We start from the raw sequence: 20,333 nt of genomic DNA on the forward strand, positions 1-20,333 counted from the left end.
CTCCAAGGTGGCGCAAGGTGACAGGGACGAAATGAGGATGGGCCTGCGCAACGGTGTATCGCTACGGCCCACGCCCTCGCTTGGCTTGTATCCGGGCAAGGAGGACCAGGCCTGATGCTCGACATCAAGCATGCCACCCTCGGCGACATCCTGACCGTGAACCTGACTGGCCAGCTGAACACGCTGGGCTGCGGCCAGCTGGGCGAGGTGCTCGACGGCTGGCTCGCGACCGGCGGAAGCAACACGCTGATCGACTTTGCCGGCGTCACCTACATCAACAGCTCCGGCCTCAGGCTGCTGTGGCGCCACCACAGCCTCGTCACCGGCAAGAATGGGCAGGTGGTATTTTCCTCCGTCCACTACACCATCTTTCAGGTCTTCGACATCAGCGGACTGGCGCACCTGTTCCAGTTCGCCAACACCTTCGACGAAGCCCTCGGCCGCTTCCAGCCGCCGCCTGCGGACGGACCCGCCCAGACCGCATAAGGCAAGCGCCGGGCGTCCTCATCATCACGCACTTTTGCGGATCGCCGGGAAATTTTCCCGATGGGACGGCCGCCGCGCGCACGGCGGAAAGGCCGCGTGCGGAGGATTGCACTGCGCCCAAGCAGGATGGAAGAGGTAGCACAGTCTATTTTTCGCGTCGATGAAGTGACCATCGCCTCCTATTCTTCCGATAACGCCGCATTTCACCTCAGTCCTAGGACCAGTCCTAGGGTCTCAGTCCAGCTTTACAAGCTTGACCCTGCATCTCGTAGGCTGCGGCCGTGGCCAGTGCGCAAGGCGCCTGCGGACCATTCTTGTCTGCGTAAGCAATGGCCTTGGCCGAGGGTGTCATCTCGCCGTTTCGGCGGAGCCCGGCCCGGCATACAGGAAAGGGGGGCAGCATGAGCGCGGCATCCATCGACCGGATCATCATCCGGCATCTGTCCGGCTCCAAGGCCAATCAGATCGAGCAGATCCCGGTCCAGGACCTTCAGGAGGTGACCATCGGGCGCGATCCGGCCTCGACCATCGCCTTCGACGCCAAGCGCGACGACGTGGTCAGCCGCCACCATGCCGCTATCCGCATCCCGGCCAACGACGACAGCGCGTTCCGGCTGGTGGATCTCAACTCCAGCAACGGCACGCTCCTCAACGGCCAGCCGGTGAAGGAGGATGCCGAACTCCTGCCCGAGGACACCATAGAGCTCGGCAAGAACGGGCCGAAATTCGTGTTCGACGTGCAGCCCCGCCCGCCGGCCATGAGCGCGCGCACCCGTGTCATCAGCGCCGTTGACACCACCGCGACGCGGGTGGTGAACGCGGTGGGCGCCACCGGGCAGATCGACGGCGACAGGACCGGACAGGTGACGGCGAGCACCGCCGCGACCGCTGAGCCGCCCAAATCCGGCGTCGGTAAGGAAACGGTGATGCGCATGCTCGGCGAGGAGCGGCGCAGCACCAGCCGGGTCTGGGCGGCCTCGCTCGCCGGCGTGGTCGCCTTCGTGGCGCTGGTAGGCGGCGCCTTCTACTGGCGCCACCTCAACGAACTCGGCGAAATCCGCGAGGCCCAGGCCCGCGACAACGCGCGCGTGGCGACCGAAGCCTCCACCAACCTGTCCCAGCAGCTCGGCATGTCGGCGCAGCAGATCGTCAGCCGGTATGGCGATGCCGTGCTGAAGATCTACCTGCAATGGCGCGTCTTCGACCAGGAGACCGGCAAGCCCATCTTCCACAAGACGGTGGTCTATGACGGGCGGACCTATCCCGCCTATGTGCGCCTCCCCGGCGACCTCGGCGTGGTGCGCTGGCTGACGCTGGACGACGAGAACCGCAGCAATCCGAGCATCGGCGAGGCCGGCGAGGGCAGCGGCTTCGTGGTCAGCGAGCAGGGCTTCATCCTCACCAACAAGCACGTGGCCGCCGGCTGGATGGTTCCCTACGACGCCTCCGTCGGCCAGTACGGCATCGTGTTCGACCTCAAGCAGCCGGCCGCCTTCAAGAAGCGCGACAAGGCGACCATGATCAATCTCGAGGGAGCCTCCGACGAAGCCTCCCGGCTGCGGCGCTGGGTGCCGGAGGCGGGAGGCGTGGTGTTCCACCCTAACGTGGCCATCCCCATCGGCTCCATCGACGGCCTCGACAATTCCATCGCCAAGCGCGTGTTCATCGGCCGCAACGAGTATCTGGAGGCGCGCTTCGCCGGCAGCCGGCTGAGCATCAACGCCAGCCTGGTGCGGCCCTCGTCCGACGCCGACGCGGCGCTCATCAAGATCGATTCCCCGCAGCCCCTGAACAAGATCGACATCTCCGCCAACGACGAGCTGCGGGTGGGCCAGAAGGTGATCGACCTCGGCTATCCGGCGGTGTCGGTGGAGACCTACACCCAGTTCACCACCCGCGAAGCCGGCGGGCCCTCGCGGGTCCATGACGAGTTGGTGCCGCAGCCCAGCGTGAACGAGGGCATCATCTCCGCCCTCGGCAGCGCCTCGCGGCGGGAGGGCGACCAGACCACGCGCTCCAGCGGCGGCGACGTGTTCCAGATGAGCATCAACACCAGCGGCCCCGGCAACAGCGGCGGGCCGGTGTTCAATGCCGAGGGCAAGGTGATCGGGCTGCACACCTACGGCCGCAAGGTCGGCGATGCGCGGGTGACCCTCGGCGTTCCGATCCGCTATGGCCGCGACCTGCTCCAGCCGCAGCGCGCCGCGCAGTGACGGGAGGCGCGCCATGACTGCCCGCGTCGATGCCGCCCCAGCCCTGCGCGCGCGCGGCGCCATGCTGACCCATGTGGGCCGGGTGCGCAGCAGCAACGAGGACAGCGTCGTCTTCGTCTCGTCGCCGGAGGAGCGCTCGTCGGACCAATGGGGCACGCTGGCCCTTGTCGCCGACGGAATGGGCGGCCATGCGGCGGGCGAGGTGGCGAGCGCGCTCGCGGCCGAAGTGGTGCGGCGCATCTATTGCGGCAGCAGCCTGCCGGTGCCGGAAACCCTGCGCATGGCGTTCGAGGCCGCCAACACGGCGGTGATCGAGCACGCGGACGCCCATCCTGAATGCCGCGGCATGGGCACCACCTGCACCGCCGTGGCCATGGTGGGCGGCAAGCTCTACCTCGCCCATGCGGGGGACAGCCGCGCCTACCTCCTGCGCGGCGACGTACTCACCCAGCTCAGCGAGGACCATTCCCTCAACGCCCAGCTGGTGCGCGAGGGCGTGATGACGAAGGAGGAAGCCGAGACCAGTCCCAACGGCAACGTCATCGTCAAGGCGCTCGGCTCGCGGGCGGAACTCGATCCGGCGGTCTGGAGCGAGGGGCTGCCGCTGGCGGACGGCGACCGGGTGCTGCTGTGCTCGGACGGGCTGTCGAACCTCGTCTCCGATAGCGAGATCGCCGCCGTGCTGCAGCGCCTGCCCCCCACCGACGCCTGCGACGCTCTGGTGGAACAGGCGCTGGCAGCGGGTGGCTACGACAATATCTCGGTCGGCGTCTTCGCCATCGAGGCCCCGGCGGCGTCGGATCGCGCAGGTGCGGATCGCGGAGGCTCGGCCCGCACCACGCGGCGCATCGTGCCGCAGGAGATCCTGGCGGAAGACAGCGACGCACGAGGAGCCACGCGGCGCATCAAGCTGTGAGGGCACCATGACCACGGCGACCACCGAACACATCGGCCACTACGAAATCACCGCGCTGCTCGGATCGGGCGGCAATGGCCGCGTCCATGCCGCCCGCGACACCATGCTGGGCCGCGAGGTGGCCATCAAGTCGCTGCGCCCGGAGCTGATGAACGACGCGAGCTTCCTCGATCGCTTCCGCGCCGAGGCCAGCAGCCTCGCCCGGCTCAACCACCCCAATATCGCGACGCTCTATGCCCTCCATCCGGAGGGCAGCAACCTCTACATGATCATGGAGCTGGTGCGCGGGCGCACCCTGGAGAGCATGCTCCAGCAGCGCGGTGGTCCGCTGCCGGTCCAGGAATGCCTCGCCATCGTGGCGCAGGTGGCGGACGGCCTCGCCTATGCCCATTCCATGGGCGTGATCCATCGCGACATCAAGCCGTCCAACCTCATGATCACCGATGACGGCCGGGTGAAGATCATGGATTTCGGCATCGCCCGGGTGGCCGGCAGCCAGCGGCTGACGCGCGACGGCTCCATCATCGGCACCCTGGCCTATATCGCGCCCGAGCAATTGCGCGGCAGCCCCGGCGACGAGCGCTCCGACCTCTACAGCCTGGCCATCGTGATCTACGAAATACTTTCCGGCGCCCCGCCGTTCGCGGCGGACACCGACTACGATTTGATCCAGGCGCATGTGAATACCAAGCCGCAGCGCCTCATCCCCAAGGTGCCCGGCCTTTCGGTGAAGGCCGAGGGCGCCATCCTGCAGGCGCTCGCCAAGAAGCCGGAACAGCGCTTCCCGACCGTCCGGGCGTTCAGCGATGCATTAGGCGCCACCAGCCTGCGCGCCGAAGCCACCGGGGTGATCCAGAACTATACGCGCCTCATCTCCAGCACCTCTGGCGGCGCCTCCAAGACCATCGCGCCATATCCGCTTCCCGCGCCCGGCCCCATGGGCCGCCTGCGGGCGGCGCTCAACGCCGCATGGCTTCGCTTCAAGGCCATGCCGATCGAACTGCGCGGGCTCGCCATCGGCGGCGTGGCGGCCATCGCAGTGGCGGGCGTGGTGGTCGCGGACATCTTCCGCGACCCCACGCCGGTCCCCGCCCCGCGCACCGATATGGCACGCCCGACCGGCGAACGGCGTGCCACGACGGGAAATGCCGCGACCGGCGCCGCCGCCAGCAATGCCGCGCGGATCGAGAACATGTATTTCGATCGCAACACGCGATCTTCGACCACTGCCGCGACCACCACCACGGAGGCCAAGGTCGCCACGGCGCCACCGGCCATGACGCCGGCGGACCTGCGGTCCGCCATGGGCGAGGCCATGGAGCGCCGCGACTACGGCCGGGCCTATGAACTCGCCTCCCGCCTCGCCGAAACCGGTAATGCGGAGGCGCTGTACACGCTGGGCTTCCTGCTGGAGAAGGGCGAAGGCGTCGGCCAGAGCTTCGTTTCCGCCGCCTACAAGTATCGCCAGGCGGCGGAAAAGGACTTGGCGAAGGCCCAGTGGCGCCTCGGCAACCTCTATTATACGGGCAAGGGGTTCGGCGCCCCCGACTACAAGGAGGCGCGGGCTTGGTATCTCAAGGCCGCGCAGCAAGGCATCGCGGAAGCCCAATACAATCTCGGCGTGATCTTCGAGAACGGCCAGGGCATCGATCCGGACCGCAACGCCGCGCGCTATTGGTATGACCTCGCTGCCGCGCAGGGCAATGCCCGCGCCCGGCAGGCGCTGGAAGCTTTGGGCGGTCCCGCCAAATGATGGGGGCCGACCCACGTCCGTCATGACGGTGAAGACCATCCACCCCTGACACCAGGCAGGGCGAGTATCCAGCTCAATAGTCGCCGTCGGTGATCACCTGGCGGCCACCCGTCGCGGCGGCTGCCGCGCCGCCCGCACCGGCTCCGGCAGCAGCCGGGACCCCGCCACCGGCGATCTGCGGCGGACCGGAGGACGGCGATCCTCCGCCAGCGGGACCAGGACCCGCGCTTGGACCCGATGGGCCGGTCGAGACACTCGCGCCTCCGCTTGCCGCGGGCTCCGTGGTCCGGGCCGCCGGTGCCTTGGGATCGCGAGCACCCGCGCCGGGTTCGCGCGCCGCCGTATCGCTGGGGGCGTCCTGATCCTTCCTGTTCTTGCGCGAGCCCGAGCCCGATTTCTTCGACGCGCTCCCCGATCCGCCGCTCGACCGGCTGCGCCCGGAACTCGATCCGCCCGAGGGCGCGCGGCGCGAGGGCGCGGGAATGCGCAGCATGCCCGGCACCATCATCAGGCCACGCGGAATGCGCAGGGCCTGCGCCGTCTCTGGGACAAGAGCCGCCAGCGCGAGAACCACCCCACCGCCCAGCAGGGCCCGCCGGGAGACCGGCCGCAAGCTCTCCTGAAGCAGCTCTTCTTCAGCGGAAGGAGGCGATTGTGGCGCCGGGCCGGGGGTGTGGTCGGTCATGTTCATCCTCGATGCGACCTTGCCTGGGGTGTCGGGCCCTGACTTGAGGGAAGCCCACCCGGGAACCGGCTTGTGCCTCTTGCGGCTGACAAGGGAGCGTTTGAGAAAGGAGCGTTCGAGATGAGAGCCACGAAACCGGTCGCCACCCGCTCGGGCTGACTTCCGTCGACATCCGCGCCGGCGGCAGCGCCTCCTGCACCGTTCGCGCGCATAGAGTAGACCTTGACGCGCCGGCAGCAATCCGCCCGATCGTCCTACGACCTGTCCTATGACCTTCCATGCTGAAACCATCGGCCCGGCCGAAAGCGAATAGAGCACCGTATTATGGTGCCTCTATTTTCGCGATGGCGTTCGTTTTCAGACGATGATTCGCCCCGATCCATCACGATTATTCATCCAGTACGCGCAGCACTGATCCTTTACTTGATGCATGTGTGCTATAAACGGCAACGTCTCAGCAGATCCGAGGCGACGGTGACGCTCCTGAGGTCGACATTGTCCCTGTCCCCCGGCGCGGCACCGCTCGCGAGCGGAAGGACGGACCTGCGCGAGCGCGCTCCGGAGCCTGTGGGTGCCCACGACCGGGTCCAGTCCGAGCAGCTCAAAGTCCTGTTCCGGAATACCCCCGTCGGCGTGCTGGGCGCCATGATCGGCGGCCTCATCCTCGCCTATGTGCTGCTGCTGCATGACGGCGTGGCCTTCGACACCGTGGTCACATGGTCCGCCGTGCTCGTCGCCGTCGCGCTCGGCCACCTTGTCCTGTGCTGGGTCTACTGGCGCGTCGCGCTCCCCGCCCGCCTGCCGATGCTCGCCACGATCTTCATTTTGATAAGCCTGCTGGAAGGTATCACCTGGGGCGCGGGATCGGTTCTCCTGGTATCTCCCGGCCGCATCGAGCTTCAGCTCTGGGTGATGATCGTCACCTCGGCGGTGGCGTCCGGCGCCGCCTCGGCGTTCGGCAGCTACCTGCCGGCCTTCTATGCGCTGCTGTTTCCCGCCATGCTGCCTTATCCGGTATGGGCGGTGCTGCATGGCGGCATCCTCTCCCATGCCTTGATGCTGCTGGATCTGCTCTATGTGGTCGCCATGGCCACGCTCGGCTGGCGCTCCAACCGGGGCCTGGTGGAGGCCCTGCGCCTGCGGTTCGAGAACATCGACCTGCTGGTGGAGGTCCGGAACGAGAAGGAACGCGCCGAGCAGGCCAGCCGGGACAAGTCGCGCTTTCTCGCCGCCGCGAGCCACGACCTGCGCCAGCCGGTGCACGCGCTCACCATGTTTCTCGGCGCCATGCAGAACTGCAGCCTGGATGCACCGGCCCGGCAGATCCTGGGGCACATCGACGAATCCGTCTCCGCCCTCGACGGCCTCTTCACCTCGCTGCTCGACATCTCGCGCCTCGACGCCGGTGTGGTGCAATCGGATTCCCGCGCCTTCCACATCCACCCGCTGGTGGAACGGATCGTGCGCGACTACGACGAGGAAGCCGCGCGCAAGGGGATCGCACTTGTGGTGCAGCCCTGCTCGCTTGCGGTGGTTGCCGACCCGATCCTGCTGGAGCGCGTGCTGCGCAATCTGGTCTCCAATGCCGTGCGCTACACGGACCGGGGCCGCGTCGTCATCGGCTGCCGGCGGGGTCGGCGCCTGTCCATCGAGGTCTGGGATACGGGCAAGGGTATCCCGGGCGAGGAACAGCAGCGGATCTTCCAGGAATACTACCAGCTCGGCAATGCGGAGCGGGATCGGGCCATGGGCCTCGGGCTGGGGCTCGCCATCGTGAAGCGGCTCGCCGAACTCATGGCCTGCCCGCTTGCGCTGAGGTCGCGACCGGGCAAGGGATCGGTGTTCGCGATCTCCGTGCCCATCGCGGCCACGGCGCCGGAACAGCCCGCCGCCAGCGCCGGGCCTGCCCGCGGCGCCATGGTGTCTGGCCTCATCCTCGTGGTGGACGACGAGGCCGCCATCCAGTCCGCCATGCAGAGCCTGCTCGCAAGTTGGGGACACGAGGTCATCGTCGCCGAGTCGGTGACGCAGATGCTGGAAAAGGTCGCCACCTGCCCGCGGCAGCCGGACCTCATCATCTGCGATTATCGCCTACGCCAGGGCGAGAACGGCATCGCGACCATCCAGCGGCTGCAGTCCGAATACAACGAGGACATTCCAGCCCTGCTGATCACCGGCGACACCGCGCCCGACCGGCTCAAGGAAGCCCGCGAAAGCGGCTTCCTGCTGCTCCACAAGCCGCTTCACAACAGCAAGCTCAGGGCGGCCATCACCAACCTGCTGGCCCAGGGCGCGCGAACGCTGCCCTCGGAGGCGGATACACGGGTCAGATAAGATTGCCCTGGCGTGCGGCGCTCGCCGCCTGGGTGCGGTTGATCACGTGCAACGACCTGAAAATGCTGGTGATATGCACCTTCACCGTCTTCTCGGACAGGTCGAGGGTGTTGCCGATCTCCTTGTTGGAGAGGCCGCGCGAGAGCAGCTTCAGCACCTCCAGCTGCCGGGTCGTGAGGTGGGGCGCCGGTTCCTCCACCGCCTCGCTCGCGGCCACCGGCGCGGTATCGGGCAAAAGGGTGAAGGGCGGCACATAGACGTGCCCCTTCAGCACGAACTCCATGGCATCGAGCAGGGTCTGGCGGCTGGCCGATTTGGGGACATAGCCGAGCGCTCCCAGCGCCAGCGCCTCCTTCACGTCGTGGGCATTCTCGGACGAGGACAGGACGATTACCGGCAGCGCTGGCCGGCGCCGGCCGAATTCGGGAATGGCGGACATGCCGCCCATACCGGGCAGGCCAAGGTCCAGCACCACGATGTCGAGGTCCGGGTGTTCGTCCACGATGTCGAGGCCGCGGGCGCAATCGTGGGCCTCCAGCACGCACGACCCGGCAAAGCCGCTCAGGAGCAGGGCGGCGACGCCCTCACGCACGACGGAGTGATCATCTACGATGAGTATTTTCATGGCCGGCAACCACCGAACGCCCCGGACTTCGAGCGGCTGGCGCGAAAATCGCTGGACCACAATCTATATCTTGACGGCAATGCCCGGCAAGATGGGCCAATGGGCCTAGGACGGCGCCGCAGGTGATGCGGCCACGGGGCTTGGCTTCAAGCCGTTTGCTTCAGCCGCGCGGCCACCGCGTCGATGAACAGGCGCACCTTGGCCGGAACCATGCGGCGCGTGGGATAGACCGCCCAGATGCCCAGCGCCTCGGGGACGGCATCGGCCAGGGTGACCTGCCGCAGAAGGCCAGAGGCAAGGTCCTCCCGCACGTTCCAGCCGGAGAGGTTGGCGATGCCGAGGCCGCCACGGCAGACCTCGTGCAGGGCGTCGATGGAATTGGCGGTGAAGCGCCCCGCCACCTTCACCCGGCGAATTTCGCCGCCGGCGCGGAAGCTCCAGTGCGGCGCCGCGCTCACCGTAAGGCAGGCGTGATGCTGAAGCGCCGCGAGGTCGTGCGGCGACCCATGCCGTTCGAGATAGGCCGGGGATGCCACCAGCACCCGCGGGCTGTCCTCGATGCGGCGGCCGACGAGGCTGCTGTCGCTGGGCGTGGCGATGCGGATGGCGAGGTCCATGCCCTCGGCGACGATGTCCACCACGCTGTCGGTCAACTGAAGGTCCACCTGCACCTGCGGATTGGCCTGCATGAAGTCCGCCACCATGGGCGCGACCATCTGGCGGCCGAAGGCGAGCGAGGTGGTTACGCGCAGAAGCCCGCTCGCGCCTGCACCCTCGCCCTTCACGCTCGCCAGCCCGGCGGCGTGCTCCTCCAGGATGGCCCGCGCATGGGGTAGCAGGGCGAGGCCCTCGTCGGTCAGCGACAGGGCGCGCGTCGTGCGATGCATCAGCCGCACGTCGAGTTCCCGCTCCAGGCTCGCCAGAAGCCGGCTCGCCGCCATGGGCGACAACCGCAGCCGGCGGGCCGCCGCAGCAAGGCTGCCCGCTGAAGCAGTCTCCACGAGGAGGGTGAGGGCGCCAAGGTCCATCATAACGAAATCCGATATGATTGTGCATCAATGGACAGCACTATATCCCAGATCGCAACAGCCTATCTTCCATCGCGACAGACGCCGGCCGGCCCCCGAGGACGCGTGCCGGCGAGCCGAAACGGGAGATGGAGATGACGACCCACGAGATCACGGCCGGGGAAGCCACCGCCGGCCCCGGCGCCACATTCGCCATGGCGGCTGCGGCGGGGATCGCGGTTGCCAACATCTATTACAACCAGCCCATGCTGGCGGTGATCGGGCAGGACCTGCCCGGACGCCTCACGGTCGCCATCCCCACCGCCACTCAGCTCGGCTATGCGCTGGGCCTGTTCCTGCTGGTGCCGCTGGGCGACCTGGTGGAGCGGCGGCGGCTCATCGTGGCGCAGTTCGTCGTGCTCGCCGGCGCGCTGGCGCTGGCCGCCCTCGCCCCGAGCGCGCTGGTGATCGTGCTCGCCTCCTTCGCTGTCGGCCTTGCCTCCACGGTGGCGCAGCAGATCGTGCCGCTGGCGGCGCACCTCGCCGCCCCCGCGCGGCGCGGCGCCACGGTGGGCATGGTGATGGCCGGCGTGCTCAGCGGCATCCTGCTCAGCCGGACGCTTGCCGGCGTCGTCGCCACCCATGCGGGCTGGCGGGAGATGTTCTGGCTCGCGGTGCCCATGTCGCTTGGGGCAGCGGCGCTCATGGCCGCCATCCTGCCCCGCAGCGCGCCGGATTCCGCCATGGGCTACGGCCGGCTCATGGGCTCCATCGTGGAGCTGTGGCGCGAATTCCCGGCGCTGCGGCTGGCGGCGGTCACCCAGGGCCTGCTCTTCGCCGCCTTCACGGTGTTCTGGACCATCCTGGCCTTCCGGCTGGAAACCCCTGAGTTCGGCCTTGGCCCCGACATTGCCGGCCTGTTCGGCCTCGTCGGCACCGTGGGCATCCTGGCGGCGCCCATCGCTGGCCGCTTTGCCGACCGCCATGGCCCCACCGGCGCCGTGGTGTTGGGAACGGCGGTGACCCTCCTCGCCTGGGTCGTGTTCGGCGCCTGGGGGTCCATCGCCGGCCTCGTGGTGGGATGCGTGCTGCTGGACTTCGGCATGCAGAGCGCGCTGGTCTCGCACCAGCACATTGTCTTCGCCCTGCGGCCGGCGGCGCGGGCCCGGCTGAACACCTTGTTCATGGGCGCCATGTTCCTCGGCGGCGCGGCGGGCTCAGCCCTTGCGACGGCCGCCTGGACGAGCGGCGGATGGGCGCTGGTGAGCGCGCTCGGCATCGGCATCGGCACGGTGGCCACCGCCCTGCAGGTGCGGGCCCGGCTGACGCGTCACCGAGCCTGAGCGAAGGGGCCGCGACACGGGAGGGCGAGTGCCCCGCCCTCATACGAAGATTTCGCCCGCCCCATATCCATGAAATAGACTGCAATCTGAACGAAAAACTTCACATAAATCGTCATGATCACAGCTTAATCCTGTATTTAATACCGAATTATGGCCGTGAACGCCCATCTCAAGATCTTCGATATCATCGGAACACTGGCCATCATCGGCACCGTCAATAACGCCTATTCTGATGAATACAGCGCCAAGAAAATGAACAACAATACCAGATCTTCGCGAAAGACTATGCCAACGGGTACGATCGCCCCCTCTTCTCCCTCAACCGGCCGCAGGCGGTTCGCATGCCAAACGGACTGCGCCACCCGGCACCGGCATCGTGCTCGTCAGCTCCCGGAACCCGCACTGGGGCCCGGCCGAGGATGCCGCCTCCCAGGGCTCCTGATGGCGCCGCTCCGGCCCGGCCAGCTCCAGCACAACAGGCGACGGTCTCACCACCGCCTGTTGCCCCCGGCCTGCATCGCGCGAACCCGCGCCCCGTCTCGCAAGGACCGGCGCGGGGAGCGTCGATTGTCGAAAACACCGGTCTCGCATCTCGCCCAGTGCATCACAGGCGGGCTTGGCATGCGGGCGATCAAGACACCGCAGGGCGACCGATGGCTCATTCCATCCGCCGCCGCCGGCAGCTATGGTACGCCGCGACTGCAGCGGCGCACCCGGCGCACCCATTTTTCGAGGATATCAGCGTGGACAAGCGCACGCTTGGCACCTCCGGCATCAGCATCGCGCCCCTTGCCCTCGGCGGGAACGTCTTCGGCTGGACCGCGGACGAGGCCACCTCCTTCTCCATCATCGATGCCTTCGTGGCGCGCGGCTTCTCGCTGATCGACACCGCCGACGTCTATTCCATCTGGCTGCCCGGACACACCGGCGGGGAATCGGAGCGCATCATCGGCGCCTGGCTGAAGCGCGGCGGACGGCGCGAGGCGGTCCACCTCGCAACCAAGGTGGGCATGGACATGAAGGCCGCCGGCAAGGGCCTCTCCAGGGCCCACATCATCGCCGCGGCTGAGGCTTCGCTGCGCCGGCTCGGCACCGACTACATCGACCTCTACCAGGCGCACATCGACGACAACACCGTGCCGCTCGAGGAGACCCTGGAAGCATTCGCCCGCCTGGTGGAGGCCGGCAAGGTGCGCGCGGTGGGCGCCTCCAACTACACCGCTCCCCGCCTCGCCGAAGCCCTCGCCACGAGCGACGCCAAGGGCTATCCCCGTTTCAGCGTGCTGCAGCCACACTACAATCTCGTCAACCGCGCCCTGTTCGAGGGCGCGCTACAGAAGCTCTGCCTGATGGAAAACATCGGCGTCATTCCCTATTACGCGCTCGCGGCAGGCTTTCTCACCGGCAAATATCGCAGGCCCGAAGACCTCGAGGGCAAGGCGCGGGCCGGCACCGTCGCCCATTATCTCGATCCACGCGGCCTCGACCTCCTCGCCGAGATGGACAAGATCGCCGCGCGCCTCGGCGCAACGACGGCACAGGTCGCCCTCGCCTGGCTCATCGCCCAGCCGGGCGTCACCGCCCCCATCGTCAGCGCCTCCAGCCTCGCCCAGCTCGACGACATCATGGCGGCGCCCGGCCTCGCCCTCGATGCGGCGGCCCTGAGCCGTCTCGACCGCGCCAGCATCTGAGGCCGGCAACATGCTCGTCACCGCCATCGCGGTACGCGAACGGCGGGTCCGGCCCGGATCCTGAAGCCCGTGTCGTCCGCAGTCGCGGTGAGAAGATCTGAAATGGCTTCACAGATAGCTGGAGGAAGGAATGTGGACGCCGGTGATCTTCCCGATCTCGTCGGCGACGCGCGCCTGCCAGTCGCCGCTGTGCATGAAGCTCACGGTGTCCTGCCGCGCGCGCCCTGCCGCCGTGTCACGCACACCCAGCTCATCGGACGAATAATTGGCCTTGTAGAGCCGCGGCGCGTCGGTGACCTCGTGGTCGAACCAGATGTTGCATTGGCCGTTGAAGCTCCAGTCGGCCACGAGCCCGCGCTGGCCCACGCGCAGCAGGAGCACGGTGTGGCCCTCGGCGAGCGGCTTCCCCCCGCCCCGCGATAAGCGGCCGAAGCTGGCAGTCTCGCCGAGAAGCCGCTTCGCGAGGTCAACGCCCAAAGGACTGAAGACCACCCAGGCTTCGCTCACCACGCCCGCATCGTACACTGCTTCCCAGAACCGGCGTCGGGCCGGCCACATGGATCCGAAATCGTGCGCCCCCGCCGCCCGGTCCGCCACGTCCAGGAACTGGCGCAGCGACTGCTCCGTCAGCCAGTGACGGACCATCTCGCCCTCCTCCACCATCCGCGCCCAGGCGGCGGGGCGCAGCCGGGGGTCGCCGAACAGCATCAGCAGCAGGTCGAGATAGGCATCGCGAACCGCACGGTCCGGCAGGGCCTCCCGGAAGGGGCGAAGCAGGGCGCAGCAGGTCTGGGGTCCGAGCTCCTGAAACACGAGACGCCCGTCGGGCCGCACGGCGACATCGCGCACCCGCTTCAGCCGCTCCATGGGGTCGCGCACCTGTCCCGCCTCGATCATGCCGAGCAGCAGGGCGAGGCAGGCCTTGGCATAGCCGCTGGTCGCGTCGAGGCTGCCTATGCCGCCCTGCTTCAGAACCGCCACGGGGGTCACCCGTCCCGAAAGCGCGGCCTCCGCAACCCGGCGCGGCCCTTCCGCCTCATGGAACAGGCCAAAGCTGGCCGAGAGCCTGTCCCAAGGACTGCCCATCATCGATGCGCTGTCGCGCAGCAGCCGGGCCGCCTCCGCCATGCCCGGCTGGCCGGGTTCGAAGCTCATCATCCAGGCCGAGGCCAGGCTCCTGAGCGGCCGGCGCCGCGGGCTGGCGGCAACCGCGCCGAGCACGGCCGCGAGGCAGCGCGGGTCCTGCGCCAGCGCCGGTCGGGTCTGCCACAGGCACCAGGGCGCATCCCGCAAGCCCCGGCGATCCAGCGGACGGCCGGCGTGACAGGCCTCCGCAATCGCCTCGGCAATGTGCTTGTAGTTCCGCCCCCGGGCGGGCGCGGAGAAGCCGAGCATGTCGGCCGGGAGCCGCGCGAGCGCCCTGGCGACCGCCGGCTCCCTGGGAAGAAGCGCCGTCGGCGCGGCCCTGCGCCCGACCGCCCTCAGGGCATCCTTGAGACGGGTTGGGACCTCGTTCACGGTGCGCCCTTGCCCGACCGCGCGGCGCTTGCGGCAGTGAGGCGATCGATCTGCTGCTTCATCTCGTCGGTGAGCGTGCGGATCTCCTCCAGGCGGCGCCGGCTGTCCACCTCCATCACGAAGCGCAGGTCGATGCGACGGTTTCGCGCCCAAGCCTCCCGGCTTTCGGTGGCGTCTATAGGCCGGGTCCAGGCATAGCCGGAGACCGACAGGATCTCCTCGCCGCGCAGGTTACGCAGGCTGCGCAGGTCAGGCGCACCCGCGACGATGGCGCGATAGGTGTTCACCGCCCGCTCGGTGGAAAGCTGCCAGTTGGCGCCGTCCTCGCCGGTGCTGTCGGTGTGGCCCTCGATGAAGACCGTCTCCAGGGAGGGACCCGCCCCCGGCCGGCAGGCTGGGCCGGCTGCCGGTGCTGCGGCCACGCGGCAGGCGGTGTAGGCCGGAAGCACCCGGTCGAGGACCCGGGCGATCTTGTCGACATTTGACCGCGCCCGCCCGGCGAGGTCCGACCGGCTCGGCTCGAACCGCACAGCATCCTCGGTCAGGCGGAGCACGCCGTTCTGCTCGTCGATCTGCACGTTGAGGCCCTCTGCGCGCAGCTGGCTCTCGATGTCCTGCAGCAGTTGGCGACGCACCTGCTGGGAGGCATCCACCGTGGCGATGGCCGAACGCACCTGCCCGCTCAGGGCATCGAGCTTGCGCGCCACCTCGCGAGTGACCTCGATGGCATCCTCCTGCACATCGGTCTTGGTGCGGAAGTCCAGTGCGAACACCATGAGCATGATGATGAAGATGAACAGCACCCCCACCATCATGTCGGTCATGGAGATGAAATAGTTCTCACCTTCCTCGGATCCGGCCTGTTCGGCGTCGTCAGTGATGGCCATGGTGCGCTCCGGTCATTGCGCGGCCTCGACGCGCAGCGCCCGTCTCAGGTCGTCCATCGCTTCCACCATCTCCTCGGTATTGTCCTTCAGGCCGCCGATGCAGCCGGCCAGCGTGTCCACCGCTTCCTTGAAGGTCTGGTCCACGTCGCGAACGAAAGTGGCGATCCGGTCCTGCTGCTCGTCGGTTCCGCGCGTCAGGCGCTCGAACGCCTTGCCCAGCGCCTCGTCGACCGCTTCGAAACGGGCCGAATAGCTGCGCCAGACCTGATCGAGGTTGGAAACATGGCCGGTCAGCGCCTGGGACAGCCGCCGCGCCTCCTCCTGGCTCTTGTCGAGCACCGCCACCGACCGGCCGGCGGCCTCGCCGAGCTTCTCGGTCGCGCCCGCGATGCGCTCGCCCGACTGGGCCAGCGGCAGGCTCGCCGCGCGCACCTCCTGCGCGGTGCGGCTGAAGGCATCAGCCACCTGGCGCGACTTGTCGGTGGCGTCCAGCATCGCCTTGGCCTGCGCCGCGAGCGTCACCTCGCTGGCCCGCATGGCGACGACGAAACGTTCGATCTCGCCATTGATGCGCATTAGCGCATCCGCAAGCCCGTCCTGGAGCGCGCGCGCCGCCTGGGCCGACGCCTGTGCGACGGCATCGGTCGCCTCCGCCTGGGCCGCGGAGACGCGGACCCGGGTCTCATCGAGCTGGCCGGCCATCCGCTCCTGGAAGCCGGACAGGCTCTCGCGAAAGCCGCCGACCTGGGCTTCGAGGCTGCCGAGCACCCGCCCCATGGCCTCCTCCAGCCGTGCCGAAGCACCACCCGCTGCGGCGCCCAAGCCCTCGTCCACCTTGCGGTTCGCCTGCTCGAAGGTCTCCCGCATGGCGGTGACCGCCTCCATGAGGACCGCACGGCTCTGGTCCGTGCCTTCACCCAGCCGTGCGCCGGCATCGGTGACGAGGCGGTTGAGGCTTTCGGCGGCTTCCGACATGCGGCGGCCGAAATCCTCGCCGGAACCGGTCAGCCCCTGCTGCACCCCCTCCATGGCGTTCTGCATGCCCCGGAGCGTCTCGGCGAGTTCGCGCAGCTCGGCTCCCGCCCCGTTCTGGACCGAAGCGGAGAAACGCGTCAGCATCTCGGACATGCCGCTCTGGCTGCTGTCGGCAAGCTTGTGGACCGCCTCGCCGATGCTGGTGGCCACCGGCGCCATGACTTTGTCGAGCGCCGTCTCGAACACGCGGGACATGCCCGGCGTCAGCTCCTGCCCCATGCGCACGAAGAAGTCGGCGCTGTTGATGGACTTCAGCTCATTGACCTGTTGGGCGGCGAGATCCCGGCTCTCGGCCGCGATCTGCTGCGCGGACAGATATCGCACCCGGCTTTCCACCACCTCGCAGAAGCTGTTGAAGAAGCCTTCCATGAGAATGGTATAGATGCGGAACACCAGGGAGAGCGCGATGGAGGCGCCAAGGCCTGCGATGGAGGTGGCAAACTTGAAGGTCGCCACCTGAAGCAGTTCGCGCGTCGCGCCCTGCATTCCGGCAGCATCCGAGCTGTTGACAGCCATGGCCGCCTTGTTGAGGGCCAGCACGAGGCCCGCGAAAGTGAGCAGAAGACCGATACCGACGAAATAACCCGGCAGCGCGCCCATCATCTTCAAGCCGAAATACTTCTCCCGCGCCATGCCCAGATTGAAGAAGGCGTGGGCGCGGGCCGTGCTGCGGATGATGCGTTCGTCCGGCCGATGAACGAGCACGGTGTCGAACTGCTTCCACGCATGGCTGACCAGTGGATCGCGCTCCAGGACAGCGCGCGTCGCGTCATAGGCTCTGGCGAAGCCTTCCATGTCTCCCGTGCCTGCGACGTGCAATCGCAGACGCCGCAGTGTCACCCCAATCAGGCCCACGTGCAGGATGAGGAAGGCGGCGGCGAAGCCGGCCGCCGTGGCGATCAGGCAGAAAGCCAGGGCGAAAGCATAGGGCTGAGTGCCGACGGTGGAAAAATCGCCGCTGAACGCGCGCGCGGTCCCGCCCCAGAGCGCGCTCATGTCGACAACAGGAAAGAGCCAGTACAAGACGCCAAAGATACCGAATGCGATTGTCCAAAAAAGAACGCAGCGCCCCAAGCCCTTCAAGATCGTCATCCCTTCCCCGCTCCCGCCGGTCGCGCTTCCGCGCGCGACGCGGTCCCACCGCGACACTACCCGGCACAATGGCGTGCGGGACGACCGGGGAGCAAGCCCCGGATTGTGCCCGAGGGACCAACACGAGCGGACCCGTCGCAACCCACAGGTTGATGCGATTCAGGCGTCCGCTGCGCAGGGCGTCCTTCGCGTCCACATAGGTCGGGTCGCCGCTGATGATGGCGAGGGCACCGGAGGTTTGCACGGGTCACGCGGGAACCCATTCGGACAGGCCCGCAAACCTATCCACCGCTTGTTAAAGCGCCGAGTGGTCGCGCACCGCCTCGGCCAGTGCCGGTTTGAGATCGGCGAAGCGTCGGTCGAGGACGGTGGGGTCGGAGCGATTGAGGGCGATCATCTGTGCCCGCGCCTCGCCGCCGCGCACCACCTCGAATCCATCCCCTTCGATGGCGACGACGACCGCATCCGCAACTGCCTCCGCCGGCTCCTTGGTGAAACCCACCTCGGCGCCGGCCCGGCTGGTGCGCATCATCGGAGTGTCCGTCGCACCGGGATAGATGGTCAGCACACGCACGCCCTCACCCACCAGTTCCCGCCGAAGCGCCTCGTCGAAGCGAGCAAGACCTGCCTTGGTGGCAGCATAGGTGGCGTAGAAGGGCATGCCGATGAGCGCGATGGCTGAGGTGACGTCGGCAATCAGCCCCTCGCCGCTGGCCCGGAGCGCCGGCAGGGCCGCTCGGGTGAGCAGGATGGGGGCGATAAGGTCCACCTCCACCATGGCACGGATTTCGGCCTCGCTCGTCTCCTCCAGGCGGCCGGCGCGCACGCCGCCCGCATTGTTGACGAGGATATCGAGCCCACCCAGGTAGACCAGCGCGCCATCGAGGGTGACCTTCCGCCCTGCCGTCTCGGTCACATCCGCACAGATGCCATGGACGTCGCCGCCCTTGGCCTTAAGACCCGCGACGGCTGCGTCGAGGGCATCCTGCCTGCGGCCGCTGATCACCACCCGCGCGCCCTTCTCAAGAAGAGCGGCGGTGATGGCCCGGCCGATGCCGCTTGAGCCCCCGGTGACGAGGACCCGCTTGCCTTCGATCTTCATGGCTTCTTCCTTGAAGAGACCACCAGCGCCAGCCGGCTCACTCTGCGGCCGCGGGCGGGTAGTTGGAGGGGAAGAGGGCGCGGAGGGCCTCCTCGTCGCGGGTGGCCTTGAAGCTGTGGTCCGTGCCCACCGCGCGGGCACGCGCCACCGCCGCGCGGCCGTCGATCTCCGCGAACCAGCGCTTCAGGTTGGGGAAGCCGGACAGGGGATCGCTCTCCACCTTCAACACCCGCGCGGCGCGGTCGAGCCAGCCCCAGGCCGACATGTCGGCGATGGTGTAGGTCTCGCCCACGACGAAGCGGCGGGTCGCGAGATGGTCGTCGAGCACCTTGTAGTGCCGCACCACCTCCCGCCGGTAGCGGTTCACGGCATAGTCGAGGCCCTGCGGCGCCGCATGCTGGAAATGCACCGCCTGCCCCGAGAACGGGCCGAGCCCGCTGGCAAGGAAGAGCAGCCAGGACAGAAGCTCCGGCCGATCCTCCGGCACCCCCAGGAACTGGCCGGTCTTCTCGGCGAGATAGAGCAGGATGGCGGTGGAATCGAACACCCGCGCCTCGCGCCCGCCCGGACCCTCGGTATCGACGATGGCCGGAACCTTGCCGTTGGGATTGATGGCGCGGAACGCCGGCAGGTGCTGCTCGCCCTTGGCCGTGTCGATGGGCACCACCTCGTAGGAAAGGCCCGCCTCCTCCAGGAACAGGGCGACCTTGGCGGGATTGGGCGTGGGATGGAAGTAGAAGCGGATCAAGGGAGCACCTTTGCCAGGGCGGTCCGAACCTTGGGGCGGGACCGCATTTGCATTTTAGATCGACTGATATAGAATGCACGGCGACGTGGGGACCGCAAGATCCCATCCGCGAATTTTATGTGACGCCGGCGGCTCCGCGTGGCGTTCAGCGCATCAAAGGCTCTGAGAATGATCGATCTTTATTATTGGCCAACACCGAACGGCCACAAGATCACGCTCTTTCTGGAAGAGGCCGGGCTCGATTACCGGATTATCCCGGTGGATATCAGCTCCGGAGACCAGTTCAAGCCGGATTTTCTTGCCATTGCACCGAACAACCGTATGCCGGCCATAGTAGATCATGCTCCGAGTGATAAGGGTGCCCCGATCTCGGTGTTCGAATCCGGCGCCATCCTGCTCTATCTCGCCGAGAAGACGGGGCGCTTCATCCCCGCCGACTTGCGCGGTCGCACCAGCGTCACCCAGTGGCTGTTCTGGCAGATGGGCGGGCTTGGCCCCATGGCCGGGCAGAATCACCATTTCAGCCAGTATGCGCCGGAGAAAATCCCCTATGCCATCGAGCGCTACGTGAAGGAGACGAACCGGCTCTACGGCGTGCTCGACCGCCGGCTGGCCGCGAACGCCGAGACCGGCGCGGCATATGTGGCGGGCGCGGACTATTCCATCGCCGACATGGCCATCTATCCCTGGATCGTGCCCCACCAGCGCCAGAGCCAGGATCTCGCCGATTTCCCCCATCTCAAGCGGTGGTTCGAGGCCGTGGCGACGCGGCCGGCGACCATTGCCGCCTATGCCAGGGGCGAGCCCTATTCCAGCCGACCGGCGGTGACCGAGGAAGGCAAGAAGATCCTCTTCGGCCAGACCGCGCGCCGCGCCGGATGACTGAAACGCGGGCGGG

The 20,333-nt window shown here is 67.8% G+C and carries 16 protein-coding genes; 8 read left to right on the forward strand and 8 right to left on the reverse strand.

Annotated features, from left to right (window positions below):
• Positions 1 to 114: 114 nt before the first annotated feature.
• The 4 genes from FZ033_RS21425 to FZ033_RS21440 all read left to right on the forward strand — a co-directional run bounded on the left by FZ033_RS21425 (position 115) and on the right by FZ033_RS21440 (position 5,368).
• Entirely contained in the window at positions 115 to 486 is a 372-nt protein-coding gene (locus FZ033_RS21425) for an STAS domain-containing protein (protein ID WP_149578102.1), read from the forward strand.
• Between the two features lie 401 nt (positions 487 to 887).
• On the forward strand, positions 888 to 2,699 hold the full coding sequence (locus tag FZ033_RS21430) for a trypsin-like peptidase domain-containing protein (RefSeq protein ID WP_149578103.1): 1,812 nt from the start codon (positions 888 to 890) through the stop codon (positions 2,697 to 2,699).
• A 13-nt stretch (positions 2,700 to 2,712) separates the two neighbouring features.
• Complete coding sequence (locus FZ033_RS21435) at positions 2,713 to 3,615, forward strand: protein phosphatase 2C domain-containing protein (RefSeq protein ID WP_149578104.1); 903 nt, start codon at positions 2,713 to 2,715, stop codon at positions 3,613 to 3,615.
• 7 nt (positions 3,616 to 3,622) lie between these two features.
• Complete coding sequence (locus FZ033_RS21440; RefSeq protein ID WP_149578105.1) at positions 3,623 to 5,368, forward strand: serine/threonine-protein kinase; 1,746 nt, start codon at positions 3,623 to 3,625, stop codon at positions 5,366 to 5,368.
• A 73-nt stretch (positions 5,369 to 5,441) separates the two neighbouring features.
• Here FZ033_RS21440 and FZ033_RS21445 read toward each other — a convergent pair whose 3' ends face one another.
• A complete protein-coding gene (locus tag FZ033_RS21445; protein WP_149578106.1) occupies positions 5,442 to 6,053 on the reverse strand; it encodes a hypothetical protein in 612 nt (203 codons plus the stop codon).
• Between the two features lie 474 nt (positions 6,054 to 6,527).
• On the opposite strand from FZ033_RS21445, the gene FZ033_RS21450 reads away from it, so the two are divergent.
• Positions 6,528 to 8,387 (forward strand): ATP-binding response regulator, encoded by a 1,860-nt coding sequence (locus tag FZ033_RS21450; RefSeq protein WP_188079619.1) that lies wholly within the window; start codon positions 6,528 to 6,530, stop codon positions 8,385 to 8,387.
• Here the strand turns inward: FZ033_RS21450 and FZ033_RS21455 are convergent.
• Both FZ033_RS21455 and FZ033_RS21460 read right to left on the reverse strand, forming a co-directional pair.
• The gene (locus FZ033_RS21455) at positions 8,380 to 9,012 is read right to left on the reverse strand and encodes a response regulator (protein ID WP_149578108.1); all 633 of its coding nucleotides are present in this window, start codon (positions 9,010 to 9,012) and stop codon (positions 8,380 to 8,382) included. The two genes, FZ033_RS21450 and FZ033_RS21455, sit on opposite strands and share 8 nt — an antisense overlap.
• Positions 9,013 to 9,158: 146 nt before the next feature.
• Positions 9,159 to 10,043 carry a LysR family transcriptional regulator gene (locus FZ033_RS21460; RefSeq protein ID WP_232847602.1) on the reverse strand — a complete coding sequence of 295 codons (885 nt, stop codon included), beginning with the start codon at positions 10,041 to 10,043 and terminating at the stop codon, positions 9,159 to 9,161.
• Positions 10,044 to 10,168: 125 nt separating this feature from the next.
• Here FZ033_RS21460 and FZ033_RS21465 point away from each other — a divergent pair, with 125 nt between their 5' ends.
• Both FZ033_RS21465 and FZ033_RS21470 read left to right on the forward strand, forming a co-directional pair.
• The gene (locus FZ033_RS21465) at positions 10,169 to 11,362 is read left to right on the forward strand and encodes an MFS transporter (protein WP_149578109.1); all 1,194 of its coding nucleotides are present in this window, start codon (positions 10,169 to 10,171) and stop codon (positions 11,360 to 11,362) included.
• 743 nt (positions 11,363 to 12,105) lie between these two features.
• Complete coding sequence (locus tag FZ033_RS21470) at positions 12,106 to 13,053, forward strand: aldo/keto reductase (protein ID WP_149578110.1); 948 nt, start codon at positions 12,106 to 12,108, stop codon at positions 13,051 to 13,053.
• 108 nt (positions 13,054 to 13,161) lie between these two features.
• Here FZ033_RS21470 and FZ033_RS21475 read toward each other — a convergent pair whose 3' ends face one another.
• The 5 genes from FZ033_RS21475 to FZ033_RS21495 all read right to left on the reverse strand — a co-directional run bounded on the left by FZ033_RS21475 (position 13,162) and on the right by FZ033_RS21495 (position 19,435).
• Positions 13,162 to 14,571 (reverse strand): EH signature domain-containing protein, encoded by a 1,410-nt coding sequence (locus FZ033_RS21475; protein ID WP_149578111.1) that lies wholly within the window; start codon positions 14,569 to 14,571, stop codon positions 13,162 to 13,164.
• Positions 14,568 to 15,458: an OmpA/MotB family protein gene (locus FZ033_RS21480; protein WP_149578112.1), complete on the reverse strand. Its 891-nt coding sequence runs from the start codon at positions 15,456 to 15,458 to the stop codon at positions 14,568 to 14,570. Before FZ033_RS21480 ends, FZ033_RS21475 begins: the two co-directional genes overlap by 4 nt.
• Positions 15,459 to 15,470: 12 nt before the next feature.
• Positions 15,471 to 17,489, reverse strand: a complete 2,019-nt coding sequence (gene zorA / locus FZ033_RS21485) for an anti-phage ZorAB system protein ZorA (RefSeq protein WP_188079621.1) — start codon at positions 17,487 to 17,489, stop codon at positions 15,471 to 15,473.
• Between the two features lie 391 nt (positions 17,490 to 17,880).
• Positions 17,881 to 18,687, reverse strand: a complete 807-nt coding sequence (locus FZ033_RS21490; protein WP_149578114.1) for an SDR family NAD(P)-dependent oxidoreductase — start codon at positions 18,685 to 18,687, stop codon at positions 17,881 to 17,883.
• 37 nt (positions 18,688 to 18,724) lie between these two features.
• Positions 18,725 to 19,435: a glutathione S-transferase family protein gene (locus FZ033_RS21495; protein WP_149578115.1), complete on the reverse strand. Its 711-nt coding sequence runs from the start codon at positions 19,433 to 19,435 to the stop codon at positions 18,725 to 18,727.
• A 168-nt stretch (positions 19,436 to 19,603) separates the two neighbouring features.
• Here FZ033_RS21495 and FZ033_RS21500 point away from each other — a divergent pair, with 168 nt between their 5' ends.
• Positions 19,604 to 20,317 (forward strand): glutathione binding-like protein, encoded by a 714-nt coding sequence (locus FZ033_RS21500; protein ID WP_149578116.1) that lies wholly within the window; start codon positions 19,604 to 19,606, stop codon positions 20,315 to 20,317.
• The last annotated feature ends 16 nt before the right edge of the window (positions 20,318 to 20,333 follow it).

This window comes from Xanthobacter oligotrophicus (assembly GCF_008364685.1).
Lineage (GTDB): Bacteria > Pseudomonadota > Alphaproteobacteria > Rhizobiales > Xanthobacteraceae > Xanthobacter > Xanthobacter oligotrophicus.